At 66.1% G+C, this 12,545-nt stretch carries 12 protein-coding genes; 5 read left to right on the forward strand and 7 right to left on the reverse strand.

All coding sequences use genetic code 11. The annotated features are described in order from the left end of the window. Window positions 1-104: 104 nt before the first annotated feature. On the forward strand, window positions 105-851 hold the full coding sequence (phbB, locus tag ACQ4W4_RS11450) for an acetoacetyl-CoA reductase (protein WP_436542113.1): 747 nt from the start codon (window positions 105-107) through the stop codon (window positions 849-851). A gap of 168 nt (window positions 852-1,019) precedes the next feature. Here phbB and ACQ4W4_RS11455 read toward each other — a convergent pair whose 3' ends face one another. The 6 genes from ACQ4W4_RS11455 to ACQ4W4_RS11480 all read right to left on the reverse strand — a co-directional run bounded on the left by ACQ4W4_RS11455 (window position 1,020) and on the right by ACQ4W4_RS11480 (window position 5,788). Beyond that, on the reverse strand, window positions 1,020-1,400 hold the full coding sequence (locus ACQ4W4_RS11455) for a TraR/DksA family transcriptional regulator (protein WP_436542114.1): 381 nt from the start codon (window positions 1,398-1,400) through the stop codon (window positions 1,020-1,022). A gap of 108 nt (window positions 1,401-1,508) precedes the next feature. Continuing rightward, window positions 1,509-1,925, reverse strand: coding sequence for a VOC family protein (locus ACQ4W4_RS11460; protein WP_436542115.1), 417 nt, complete (start codon window positions 1,923-1,925; stop codon window positions 1,509-1,511). Window positions 1,926-2,008: 83 nt separating this feature from the next. Then, window positions 2,009-2,482 (reverse strand): hypothetical protein, encoded by a 474-nt coding sequence (locus tag ACQ4W4_RS11465; RefSeq protein ID WP_083287293.1) that lies wholly within the window; start codon window positions 2,480-2,482, stop codon window positions 2,009-2,011. Beyond that, window positions 2,467-3,285 (reverse strand): hypothetical protein, encoded by an 819-nt coding sequence (locus ACQ4W4_RS11470; RefSeq protein WP_436542116.1) that lies wholly within the window; start codon window positions 3,283-3,285, stop codon window positions 2,467-2,469. Before ACQ4W4_RS11470 ends, ACQ4W4_RS11465 begins: the two co-directional genes overlap by 16 nt. A gap of 88 nt (window positions 3,286-3,373) precedes the next feature. Then, window positions 3,374-4,174, reverse strand: coding sequence for a 2-oxo-tetronate isomerase (gene otnI / locus ACQ4W4_RS11475; protein ID WP_436542117.1), 801 nt, complete (start codon window positions 4,172-4,174; stop codon window positions 3,374-3,376). A gap of 243 nt (window positions 4,175-4,417) precedes the next feature. Continuing rightward, the gene (locus tag ACQ4W4_RS11480) at window positions 4,418-5,788 is read right to left on the reverse strand and encodes a DEAD/DEAH box helicase (protein ID WP_230517670.1); all 1,371 of its coding nucleotides are present in this window, start codon (window positions 5,786-5,788) and stop codon (window positions 4,418-4,420) included. 289 nt (window positions 5,789-6,077) lie between these two features. Between ACQ4W4_RS11480 and ACQ4W4_RS11485 the strand changes: the two genes are divergently transcribed. The 4 genes from ACQ4W4_RS11485 (at window position 6,078) to ACQ4W4_RS11500 (ending at window position 12,082) form a co-directional block, all read left to right on the forward strand. After that, on the forward strand, window positions 6,078-7,799 hold the full coding sequence (locus ACQ4W4_RS11485; protein WP_436542118.1) for a methyl-accepting chemotaxis protein: 1,722 nt from the start codon (window positions 6,078-6,080) through the stop codon (window positions 7,797-7,799). Window positions 7,800-7,898: 99 nt separating this feature from the next. After that, on the forward strand, window positions 7,899-8,276 hold the full coding sequence (locus tag ACQ4W4_RS11490; protein WP_436542119.1) for a BlaI/MecI/CopY family transcriptional regulator: 378 nt from the start codon (window positions 7,899-7,901) through the stop codon (window positions 8,274-8,276). 3 nt (window positions 8,277-8,279) lie between these two features. Beyond that, window positions 8,280-9,824 (forward strand): peptidoglycan DD-metalloendopeptidase family protein, encoded by a 1,545-nt coding sequence (locus tag ACQ4W4_RS11495; protein WP_436542120.1) that lies wholly within the window; start codon window positions 8,280-8,282, stop codon window positions 9,822-9,824. Between the two features lie 113 nt (window positions 9,825-9,937). After that, window positions 9,938-12,082: a TonB-dependent receptor plug domain-containing protein gene (locus tag ACQ4W4_RS11500; protein WP_436542121.1), complete on the forward strand. Its 2,145-nt coding sequence runs from the start codon at window positions 9,938-9,940 to the stop codon at window positions 12,080-12,082. A 5-nt stretch (window positions 12,083-12,087) separates the two neighbouring features. Here the strand turns inward: ACQ4W4_RS11500 and ACQ4W4_RS11505 are convergent, their stop codons facing one another. Beyond that, complete coding sequence (locus ACQ4W4_RS11505; protein WP_436542122.1) at window positions 12,088-12,342, reverse strand: hypothetical protein; 255 nt, start codon at window positions 12,340-12,342, stop codon at window positions 12,088-12,090. Window positions 12,343-12,545: the final 203 nt, after the last annotated feature.

Below are 12,545 nucleotides of genomic sequence, written 5' to 3' on the forward strand. Positions count from 1 at the left end.
CAATATGCAGGCTCAGCCTTTGATCTGGCGCAAGGCACCGTTCAAAAGCGCCACCTACACTTGATCCCACGCAGAACAACCATAACAAGCGGGGAGAGACAGCAATGAAGGAACAAAAAGTAGCGCTGGTCACGGGCGGCATGGGCGGCCTGGGCACGGCCTTGTGCCGGCGCCTGCATGCGGCGGGCTTTGCCGTCGTGGCCGCGCATACGCCGGGCAATGCACGGGTGGCTGGCTGGCTCGACGAGCAGCAATCGCAGCAGTACTATTTTCATCCGCTGGCGCTCGACGTGACGGACTTCGCCGCCTGCAGCGAAGCTGTGGCAAGCGTGCTGGCGCGGTTCGGCCGCATCGACGTGCTGGTCAACAACGCCGGCATCACGCGCGACCAGAGCATGCGCAAGATGGAGTTGCCGCACTGGTCCGAGGTGATGCGCACCAATCTCGACAGCCTGTTCAACATGAGCAAGCAGGTGCTGGAACCCATGCTGGAAAAGAAATGGGGACGCATCATCAATATCTCGTCCGTCAATGGCCAGAAGGGTGCGTTTGGCCAGTGCAATTACGCGGCCGCCAAGGCGGGGGTGCATGGTTTCAGCAAGGCGCTGGCGCTGGAAGTGGCGCGCCACGGCATCACCGTCAACACGGTTTCGCCCGGCTACCTGCGCACGCAGATGGTGACGGCCGTGCCGGCCGATATCCTGGAAACGAAGATCCTGCCGCAAATCCCCCTGGGCCGCCTGGGCGAGCCGGACGAGGTGGCGGCCCTGGTCGCTTACCTGGCGTCCGATGAGGCGGCATTCGTCACGGGGGCAAACATCGCCATCAATGGCGGACAGCACATGAGTTAAGCAAGCGTACAGCTTGCATAGAGGCAATGGCAGTAGAGGAGACCCGTCCACCCAGCCGGCGCACAGACGTTGGCGGAGGACGGCAGGCAGCATGGTAATTACGCTGGAAAACAAGGGGCAGGGCAGCGATGCCTTGCCCTTTGTTGTCGTGCCGCCGTTAAGGTAAGGTCATGGGATGGAGCGCCGGGCCTTTTCCAGCCGCGTCTGGCAATCGATGCACAGGCGCGCTTCGGGGCGGGCGTTCAGGCGCGACAGGCCGATGGCTTCGCCGCAGTTGTCGCACAGGCCGTAGCTGCCGTCGGCAAACTTGGCCAGCGCGTGCTTGATGATGGCCAGCTGCGCCTGATTGTGCTCGGCCGCTTCGCTGACGAGGGCGTTCAAGGTGCGCACGCTGGCGTTGTCGGCCGGCGAGGCTTCGATTTCATTGAGCAGCGAGGCGCGCGCGTCCGCTTCGGCCGCTTCGTTCTCTATCTGTTCCAGCAACGCCAGCTTGCGTTGCTCCAGCACGCCTTGCAGGCGCTGTAGCTGGTCTTGCGGCAATCCATTCATGGCTGTCCCCGATAGGCTTCTCTCCTCTATGGTAGTCCAGGATGGGCGCTTCTGCTTGCGCTACTACCCGCGCCGCGTTTGACGCGGCGCAGGCAGGCGCGGGCCGTTCTATGCTGGCTCTTTCAGGCAGTTGACCATCCAGGCCACGCCGAACTGGTCTTTCAACATGCCGAAGCGTTTGGCCCAGAACGTTTCTTCCAGCGGCATCTGGATGGTGCCGTCGCGCGCGAGCGCGCTGAAGGCCCGTTCTGCCTCCTCCGGCGTATCGACGGTCAGGCAGATCGCGCTGCCGCTCATGCCCTTGGCGCCCTCGTCGCAGCCGCCGTCCGAGCCCATCAGCATGGTGGGGCCCAGCTGCACGGAACCGTGCATGATCTTGTCGTACCAGTCTTCCTTGACTTGTTCCTGGGCCGGCGAGCCCCGATACGGCATCAGGCACAGGTCCGTGCCCTGCAGGTGCTGCCGGTAGTATTCCAGCGCTTGCGCGCAGTTTCCATTGAATTGCAAATACGGTTCGATACGCATATTGGTCTCCTCTGGCAATCGCCCCGCAGGCACGATTGCCAGGCGGGGACGTCCCAGTATAGGCGCTCGCCGGCCGATTTCAATCAGTCCGGCGCCATCTCTTGCAGTCGCTCACGCACCTTGCCCAGGGTGCTGAGGATGCGCTCGGGATTGCCGGCCAGGACGGCACTGCCCAGATGTAACAAACTCGTCGACAGGCTGATCCAGTGCCGCACGTCGTCGTTGCGGGCGATGCGCAGGCGCACCGTGTCGAGCAGGCCGCTGAGCTGGCGCTGCGCCGTTTCCAGTCCCATTACGGTGTGCCCGGCGGCATCGGCATACAGCTGGTTGGCTTGCTGGCGCAGGGCCACTTCCAGGGCGAAGACGGCTTGCGCCTGGCTATGGCTGATGCCGTTTTCTCCCTGGCTGGCGCGCTTTCGGATGGCGCGCATGACGGCGCCGTGCAGGGTGACGGCCGCCTGCGACAGGCTGTCGGCCAGTTGCTCGACGCGCATGGCGCTACTGAGAGCCGCTTCGCGGCGTTCGCTTCCGCTGCTCCTGCCTACCGATCCGTCCATCTTGCCTCCGTGGTGGTGAGGGCGGCGGCCAGCTGTGCGTGGTCGCGCGCCAGTGCCGCCAGTTGCCGGCGCGCCAGGGTGTGGCGCAAGCCAAGCAGCCGGTACTCTTCGGTTTTGCTTTGCTGCATGGTTTTCGCCAGCACGGCCAGCAGGCGCTGCTGCGGCGTGTCGGCATACGCGATTTCCACGTCGAGCAAGCCGAGCACCATGTCGCGCTCGTTATCGCCGCTCTTGTCGTACAGCACCAGCAAGCTGTCGAGCGCGGCCAGCAAGGCTTGCAGCGGCGCGTCGCCGTCGTGCAGCACTTGCGCCAGGTGCGCCTGCTGGCTGGCGGCCCCGCCCAGGCGCGACAGTTGCTGCAGCAACAGGGTGTAGGCGCTGACATGACGGTCGTCGATGCCGCTGCCGGGCCAGGCGCGGATGGCGGCGCCGGCGCCGGCCAGTTCCGGCTGCACCTCATACGCATCGGCATCGGCCAGACGGCCCAGCGCCTGCAGGTACAGGCGCACGGCCTGCGCCAGGCGCGCGACATCGGCCTGCGCGGCGCGGCGTTGCGCGTCGAGCAGGCGTTCGCGCGCGTCTTCGGCGAGCGACAGATAGGGGCGGGCGCGCTGGTAGCTGTCCACGTGGCGCTGCGACAGTTCGCCGAAGGCCGTCAAGGCATCGCTGCCGGCGGCCAGGGCGCGCACTTGCGCCAGGTCGGTGCGCGGACTGGCGCAGCCGCCCAGCGCGACGGCCAAGAAGAGGCTCAGGAACAGGTTGAGGCAAAGGGCGCGGCGATGGCGGGCGGGCAGGGTGGACACATCACCTCTCGACAGGAAATACTGTATGGAAAGGTATTGTCGTGCCGGCCTGCGTTGCACGCCTTGTGCGGGCGCAAGCGCGCTGCGATCAGGCGCCTATCGTGCCCATGGTGGTGGTCAACTGTTCGCGCCAGCCCAGTCCGGCTACGGTGTCGCTGGCGGGACGGTATTCGCAGCCGACCCAGCCTGCGTAGCCGACCTGGTCGAGCAGCTTGAACAGGTGGCGGTAATTGATCTCGCCCGTGCCCGGTTCGTGGCGGCCCGGCGTGTCGGCGATCTGGATGTGGCGGATCAGGGGCAGCAGGGCGCGGATAGTGTTGCTCAGTTCGCCCTCCATGCGCTGCATGTGATAAATGTCGTACTGCAGGAAGATATTGCTGCGCTGGCAGTCGGCGATGATATCGGCCGCCTGCTGGCTATGGTTCAGAAAGTAACCGGGCATGTCGTAGCGGTTGATCGGCTCGATCAGCACGTTGATGCCGTGCGGCCGGCAGGCGTCGGCCGCAAATTGCAGGTTGCCGATCAGGCTTTGCCGCGCCCGCTCCAGGCTCATGCCGGGCGGCACGATGCCGGACATGCAGTGCAGCTGCTTCGCCCCGAGCGCCAGCGCATAATTGAGCGCCAGTTGCACGTTGCTGCGAAATTCCTCGCCCCGGCGCGGGTCGCAGGCGATGCCCCGCTCGCCGTGTTCCCAGTCGCCGGGCGGAAAGTTGAAGACGGCCAGCTGCAGATGGTGGCGTTCCAGCCGCATGGCGATCTGCCGCGCCTCGACGGCATAGGGAAACAGGAATTCGACGGCATCGAAGCCCGCTTCCCTGGCGGCGGCAAAGCGGTCCAGGAAGGGCAGTTCGGTAAACATCATGCTGAGATTGGCAGCGAAGTTCGGCATGGCGGCACGCAGGTGTGGAAGATGGACACTATCCTAGCCCAAATCGGCAAAAGGTGGCGTGCATGAAAAAACCGTTCCAGAAGCAAGTCCTGGAACGGTTTTGTCGTCTTTTTGATAAAGACAAACGCCGCCTGAAAGCGTAGCGAGCGGGAGTGATATTGCGTCGAGTCGCGCAGCCGTACTGGAGTACGGCGAGCAACGCAAACGCAATAGCGCCCCGCGCAGCAGCTTTCAGGCCGCGTTTTAACGGCCGCGGCCGCCGGAGCGATGCGACGCCGCCGAACGCGGCGCATTGCCGGAACGGTTGCCGCCGCCACCGCCGCCCGATGGGCCGGCGCTGCGTGGCTTGGCGCCGCTGCCGCCGGTTTTCACGCGCACCACGGCGCCGGCTGGCGCGCGGCTGTTGTTGCGGTGGCCGCCGGTGCCGCTGCGCAATTGCACTGGCTGGGCGCGGGCGTTCAGGTCCGGTTCGAAGCCCGGGATGACTTCACGCGGCAGGGTTTGCTTGATCAGCTTTTCGATGTCTTTCAACATTTCGTGCTCATCCACGCAGACCAGCGACACGGCTTCGCCCTTGGCGCCGGCACGGCCCGTGCGGCCGATACGGTGCACATAGTCTTCCGGAATATTCGGCAAGTCGTAGTTGACGACGTGCGGCAACTGGTCGATATCGATGCCGCGCGCGGCGATGTCGGTGGCGACCAGCACTTGCAGGGTGCCGTCCTTGAACTCGGACAGGGCGCGCGTACGCGCCGACTGGCTCTTGTTGCCGTGGATGGCCAGGGCGCCGATGCCGTCCGCGCCCAGCTGCTCGACCAGCTTGTTCGCGCCATGCTTGGTGCGCGTAAACACCAGCACTTGCGTCCAGTTATTCGACTTGATCAGGTAGGACAGCATCGGGTGCTTCTTGTCGCGGTCGACGGGATGGATCTTTTGCTTGATCACTTCCACGGTCGAATTGCGGCGCGCCACCTCGATCATGGCCGGCTTGTTCAGCAAGCCGTCGGCCAGGGCCTTGATTTCTTCCGAGAACGTGGCCGAGAACAGCAGGTTCTGGCGTTTCGGCGGCAGCACGGCCAGCACTTTCTTGATGTCGCGGATGAAACCCATGTCGAGCATGCGGTCGGCTTCGTCGAGGATCAGGATTTCCACTTTCGACAGGTCGACGGTGCCCTGACCCATGTGGTCGAGCAAACGGCCCGGCGTGGCGACGAGGATGTCGACGCCATGCTTGAGCTGCTTGATTTGCGGGTTGATGCCGACGCCGCCGAAGATCACGGTGGAGTTCAGCTTGGTGTACTTGCTGTAGGCGCGCACGCTTTCCTCGACCTGCGCGGCGAGTTCGCGCGTCGGTGCCAGGATCAGGGCGCGGATCGGGCGCGTCGAGGTGTTGCTGGTGATGGACGCGCCATTGGCGTCCGTCGACAGGCGGTGCAGCACGGGCAGGGTGAAGCCGGCCGTCTTGCCGGTACCGGTTTGTGCACCGGCCAGCAAGTCGCCGCCAGCGAGCACGGCGGGAATCGCCTGCGACTGGATCGGGGTCGGCACGGTGTAGCCGTGTTCGGTAACGGCACGTACGATAGCGTCGGACAATCCGAGGGAGGAAAAGGACATGGTAACTTTATTGTGAGATCGGCCTGTCGCCATCGTGGGGCGCCAGTCGCAGGCAATCAGATTAGGGGTCGAAAGACAGCGGCAAGGGGACTGGTCATATGTGCCGCACACGCGAAGTATAACAGCATGGCAAAAAACCGCCGAGTTTGTTTAAAGTATGCAATGCCACAGGTAAAAGAAAGATATGGCTAAAGCGCGCCTTTGCATGTCGTTCTTCATTATTATTCCCTGTGGCACTCCATGCGCGGGATTCGCCGCGGCGCCGGGTGTTCATTCCTGGAGGAATATCATGCGTATCGCTGATCTTCGCATCGCCACCCGCCTGTACGGCGGTTTCGCCACCATCGTCCTGTTGCTGGCCGCCCTGGTCACCGTCGCCACATTGAACGTCTCGCGGCTGGCCGACGCCAATGCCATCAATACCCACACTTACCAGGTACTCGCTGAAAACAGCATGATCCTGGAAAGCCTGATCAATATGGAAACGGGCCAGCGCGGCTATGTGATCACGGGTGCGGAGGCCTCGCTGGAACCGTACAAGGCGGGGCAGGCCGCGTTTGGCGCGCACCTGGACAAGGCGCGCGCCCTGACCAGCGACAATCCTGCCCAGCAGGAGCGCCTGGCGAAGCTCGATGCCGCCAAGCAAGCCTGGCTGGCCGGCGCGCTCGAACCCGTGATCGCCCTGCGGCGCGCCGTGGCGCAGGGCACGGCGGCCATCGAGCCCGTGCTGGCGCTGGAGAAGGAGGGCCGGGGCAAGCAGGGCATGGATGCCATGCGCGCATTGCTGGGCGAGATCGGCCAGGCGGAAACGGTGCTGCTGGCGCAGCGCGCGGAAGCGGCGGCGGCCTTGCAGGCGCGCACGCACTGGACCTTGCTGGGCGGCGGCGCGGCGGCGCTGGTCCTGGCCGCCCTGATCGCCTGGTGGCTGGCGCGCAACATCAGCGTGCCGCTGCGTTCGGCCATCGACGTGGCCAGGCAGGTGGCGCAGGGCGACCTGACGGTGCAGGTGGAAGTGCGTTCGAAGGACGAGACAGGCGAGTTGATGCAGGCCTTGAAAGACATGACGGCCAGCCTGCTGCGCATCGTCACCGAAGTGCGCGGCGGCACGCAGGCCATCGCCACGGCGTCGCGCCAGATTGCCTCGGGTAATCTCGACCTGTCCGCGCGCACGGAACAGCAGGCCAGTTCGCTGGAACAGACGGCGTCCTCGATGGAAGAACTGACCAGCACGGTACAGCAGAACGCGCAGAATGCCAGCGAAGCCAACGGGCTGGCGGCGTCGGCTTCCGCCGTGGCCGGCAAGGGCGGCAGCGTGGTGGCGCAAGTGGTCGACACCATGGGCTCGATCAACGACTCGTCGCGCAAGATCGTCGATATCATCGGCGTGATCGACGGCATCGCCTTCCAGACGAATATCCTGGCCCTGAACGCGGCCGTCGAGGCGGCCCGGGCGGGCGAGCAGGGGCGCGGCTTTGCCGTCGTCGCCACCGAGGTGCGCAACCTGGCACAACGTTCGGCTGGTGCCGCCAGGGAGATCAAGGCCCTCATCAACGATTCGGTGACACAGGTGGAGAACGGCGCGCGCCTGGTCGACGAGGCGGGCCACACCATGCACGAGATCGTCGACAGCGTGCACAAGGTCAGCAGCATCGTCGGGCATATCTCGTCTGCCAGCGACGAGCAACGGGCCGGCATCGAGCAAGTGAACCAGGCGATCAGCGAAATGGACCAGGTGACCCAGCAAAACGCTGCGCTGGTGGAAGAGGCCGCCGCAGCGGCGGAAGCCATGCAGGAGCAGGCCGCCCGGCTGGCCGATGCGGTGAGCGTGTTCAGGACGGCGCAGGTGGACGCCGTCGCCACGCCGGCACCTCGGCCCGCCGTGCGCCGTCCCGCGCCGCCCAAGGCGGCGCGCGCGCCCGCCCGTCTCAGCGGCAAGCCCGTGGCGCGCCATGCGCCGCAAGTTCCTGCCGGCAAGCAGCGTCCGGGGGACGATGAGTGGGACGAGTTTTAGCACCGGTGTCTAGTGCATGCGACAGCTGTCGCAAATAGCGCTTGCGTGCATGTGACTGTTGTCGCATAATTGTGTCAATAGTCACTCAAAGGATGCACCATGAGCACGCCCTCCGTCACCGAACTGTCGTTATTGAAAGCCTTGTGGAAAGACCACCCGCTGTCCGCGCGCGAATTGCATGCCCGCGTGGAAGAAGAGCTGGGCTGGTCGTTTTCCTCCACGCGCAAGACGCTCGAGCGCATGCTGGACAAGGGCATGTTGCTGCAGCGCAGCGTGCACGGCGTGCTTGTGTACGAGTCCAACGTGGACAAGGTGGCCACCCTGGCCGCATTCGCCCACGACTTTGGCCGGCGCGTGATGGAAATCGACAGTCCCTTGCCGGTCAGTATGTTTACGGGCAGCAAACTGGTGGATCAGCAGGAACTGGCGGCGCTGGAACAACTGCTGCACGACTGGCCGGCGGACGCGAAGGAATAGGCCATGACCCTGTTCGCCCTGACCTTGTTGCAGGCGACGGCCGCCTGCCTGTTCGCCGGCTTGCTGCTGCAAGGCTTGCTGCACCTGGCGCAGGGGCGCTGGCCCGCGCTGGCCGCCCAGCGCAGCCCATGGCTGGCGGCCGCGCTGGTGCTGGCCGCCGTGTTCCTGCTGCCGCTGCTGCCGCAGGGCCAGCAGATCAGCGTGGTACCCGAGTTCAGCCTGCCTGCCGCCGCGCAGGCAGCGCCCGAGGCGGTTTTGCCGGTGGCCGCGCCCGCGCTGCGCCCCGCGCCCCTGCCTGCGCCGCTGCTCGACGCGCCATCGGTGACGGCCTGGCTGAGCATGCTGGCCACGCTCTGGCTGGGCGTGTATCCGCTGGGTCTGGCCGTGCTGGCCTGGCGCCGCTGGCGTAGCCGCAGCACACTGCGGATCTTGCTCCAGGCGGCGCAGCCGCTGGCGCCGGCAGCCCTGGCCGCGCATGGCGCGTTTGCGCCGGCGCAACTGCGCCAGCTGCAAGCCCAGCGCACCGCCGTGCTGGAAATCGACGCGCCCATCTCGGCCATGCTGGTGGGCGTGTGGCGGCAACGTTTGCTGTTGCCCGCGCATTTGCGGCAATTTACGGCCGAGCAGCAACAACTGGTCATCGAACACGAGCTGACGCATGCGCGCCGCCGCGATCCTGCGCTCCAGTTGCTGGCCAGCGGCGTGCAACTGCTGTTGTGGTTCAACCCGGCAGCGCGCTGGCTGGCAGGCAAGCTGGCCTGGGCGCAGGAACTGGGCTGCGACCGCCATGTGCTGGCTGGACGTCCGCAGCAGCAGCGCCGGGAGTATGCGGCCGCGCTGGTGCGCCAGCTGGGCCTGCAAACCCGTTCCCCTGCCGGCCTGGCGTTTGGCGGCCAACCCGACAGCATGCTGGAACGCGTGGCCCGCATGCGCGACAGCAGCGCCGCCAGTATGCCCTGGCGCGCCCGGCTGGCCATGGGCCTGGCCCTGTGCGCACTGGGTGCGGCCAGCGTGGCCTTGCAGCCGGCACTGGCCTTGCAGCCGGCACGGGCCTGGACGTCGGCTTCGTCCGTTGCCGGCCCGGCCCCGCTTGCGGCGGCGGCGCCTGTCCATGCGCCGTGGCGCAATCCGCTCGCCACCATGCGCGTCACGGGTTTCTTTGGCGTGGTGCGCCCCATCACGCAGAAGGGCTTGCGCGGGATTGACCTGGCGGCGCGGCGCGGCACGCCCGTGCAGGCAGTGGCCGATGGCATCGCCACGGTGACGCAGGACGACTGGCTGGGCAAGGCCGTGCACATCGCCCATGGTGGCGGACTGCAATCGGTATACGTCCACCTCGACAGCGTCGCGCTGGAAGATGGCGCCATCGTCGAGGCCGGCCAGCGCATCGGCACGGTGGGCGACACGGGCCGCGCGACGGGGCCGCACCTGCACTTCCAGGTGCGCCAGGATGGCCGCCTGCAAGATCCGCAGCGCTGGCTGGCCGGCCTGGATGCCAGCGCCAGCGAGCGGGCCCTGCGCATGCGCAAGGAGCAGTTCGGCCGCTGACGCCGTACGGTTTTTTGTCACCCAGGAACAACAAACGGGGTCGGGCTCGGCAGGGTCGGCCTCGGCGTGATGTGCCTGGTTTTCACTGAAATATCCTTTCTTCGGGAATCCCCATGCGATTGAGTATCTTGTTGTGCAGCCTCGTGCTGCCGTTGACGGCGCACGTCCGTGCCGACGACATTCTCCCCTCCGTGACGGTCCATGCGGGCAAGGCGGAGCAGCGCCGCAACGACACCGTCGCCGCCATCGTCGTCGGCCATGATGAATTGATACGCCAGGGCGACCGCGTGCTGTCCGACGCCCTGAAGCGTCTGCCCGGCATTTCCATCGGCGGGCCGTCCGGCGCGGCTGCAGGCGCCGCTGGCGGGCAAATCCAGATGCGTGGCCTGGGCCAGGGCTATACCTTGATCATGCTCGATGGCGTGCCCGTGGCGCCCGGCTTTTCGCTCGACGCCCTGGACCCGGAACTGGTCGAGCGCGTGGAAATCATGCGCGCCGCCACGGCGGAATTTTCCACCCAGGCGATAGCCGGTTCCATCAACATCGTGCTGAAAAAGTCGGGCGGGCGGCGCGAACGCACGTTCAAGCTGGGCGCGTCCGCCAGCCACGGCATGCCCGCCGGCAGCGCCACCGTGCAGTGGTCGGACAAGGATGGACGCCTGTCGTACGCGCTGGCTGGCACGCTCAGCCACACGGGACGCGAAGCGCTGCTCGACGAGTGGAGCCGCGAATTCGACGGCGCGGGTGCGCCCACAGTGGTGCGCCACGTGCCGCTCACCGAGCGCGTGACGAGCGACGGCATCGAGCTTGCGCCCCGCGTGCAATGGGCGCTGGCGGGGGAGGGCAGTCTGGCCTGGCAAAGCCTGGTCAACGTGCGCCGTCTGGCCAGCCGCCGCCTCGCGCTGGAAACGGCTTACCTGGGCGGCACGACCGCCTATCCGGAGAACCAGGCCCATTTCAACCGGGATAGCAGTACCGTGCGCAGCGACCTGCACTGGCTGCGCAAACTCGACCATGGCGCCAGTCTCGACGTGAAGCTGGGCGCCAGCGTCAACCACCGCGCCAATGATTATCTGTTCCTGGGCCGCGGCGCGGCGCCGGGACAGGGCATCACGCGCCTGGTCGATTCAGGCCTGGACGAGGTGGGCGTGCAGGCGAGCGGCACCTACCGCCGCGCGCTGGGCGAACACCACACGCTGGCGGCGGGCTGGGATGCGGGGCACCGCCGGCGCACGGATTTTCGCCGCGAACGCCAGCAGGAGCCAGGCGGGTCGCCCGTGCTCAGCGACGAAGACTATGCGGCCACGGTGCGGCGCCTGGCCATGTTCGCGCAGGATGAATGGGAACTTTCCGCGCATTGGTCGCTCTACCTGGGCTTGCGCTGGGAAACCTGGCGCACGGCCAGCGCCACGGGCGGCGGCGAGCCGGTCGATGTGCGCGCGCAGGTATGGAGCCCCTTGCTGCAAAGCCTGTGGAAATCCGGCGGCAAGCAGCAGGTGCGCATGGCCGTTACGCGCACCTACAAGGCGCCGCAGATTGTCGAGCTGATCCCGCGCCCGTACATGGTCGACAATGGCAACAGCCCCACGAATCCCGACAACCAGGGTAATCCGGCGCTGCGCCCTGAACTGGCGTGGGGCCTCGATGCCGCCTATGAATACTATCCGGTCGCTGGCGCCATGCTGGGCGCCAGCGCCTCGCTGCGGCGCATCAGCGACGTGATGGTGGAGCGCCTGTACCAGGACAATGGGCGCTGGGTGAGCACGCCCGTCAACCATGGCCATGCCGGCGTGCGCTCGATCGCGCTGGAAGCGAAGCTGCCCTTGACGGCGCTGTGGGCGGGCGCTCCCGCGCTGGACTTGCGGGCCAACGTGGCGCGCAACTGGTCGAGGCTCGATGCCGTGCCCGGCCCCGATAGCCGCCTCGACAGCCAGCTGCCGTGGAGCGCCAACGTGGGAGGGGATTACCAGCTGGCCCGCCTGCCCCTGAGCCTGGGCGCCGACCTGAATTACCAGGCGGGAGGACGCTCGCGCGAGTCCGGCCAGCTGCTGGCCTGGCAGGGCGGCAAGCGCGAACTCGATATGTACGCGCTGTGGAAAGTCAGCGACAGGCTGCGCCTGCGCCTGTCGGGCGCCAACCTGCTGGGGCAGGATTACCGCACGCGCAGCCTGTATGCGGACGGTGCGCGCAGCCTGCTGCGCACGATCGATACAGGCAGCTACCGCATCTGGCGGCTGATGCTGGAGGGCGCCTTGTAGCGAGCCTAGTCGTCGATCTCGTCGACGGTGTAGCTGACGCCCTGCACTTCGAGGTAGCCGCGCACGGCGTCCAGGCCGTGCCACGGGTCGGGGCGCAGGTGCTGGCATATATACAGACCGGTGTCCGTCAGCCTGGCGTCGGTGTCGGGCATGGCGGCGCCGGTTGCGCGCGGCGCCTGCGGCAGTGCCGCCAGCAGCTGTTCGAGGTGCTGGCGCTGGCGCGGCGCCAGGCTGGCCGCGATCCTGAATTCAAATCCCATGTTCTTCCCCTTGTGCGTCTGTCGGTGTGCTTATTTTATATCATCGAAAAAATTGCACATAGCTTGGCATTCTTTCCGTTTTTGTTTTCAAAGTATCTCGTCCATACTGCATAGCACTGGCCCGGCACACGCAGCGTGACGCAAGGGCAGGAGCAAAAATGCCGTACCAGGACATCTCTTTTTCATATTCAATTATTTTCACT

Source organism: Janthinobacterium glycogeni (genome assembly GCF_051380725.1).
GTDB lineage: Bacteria > Pseudomonadota > Gammaproteobacteria > Burkholderiales > Burkholderiaceae_D > Janthinobacterium.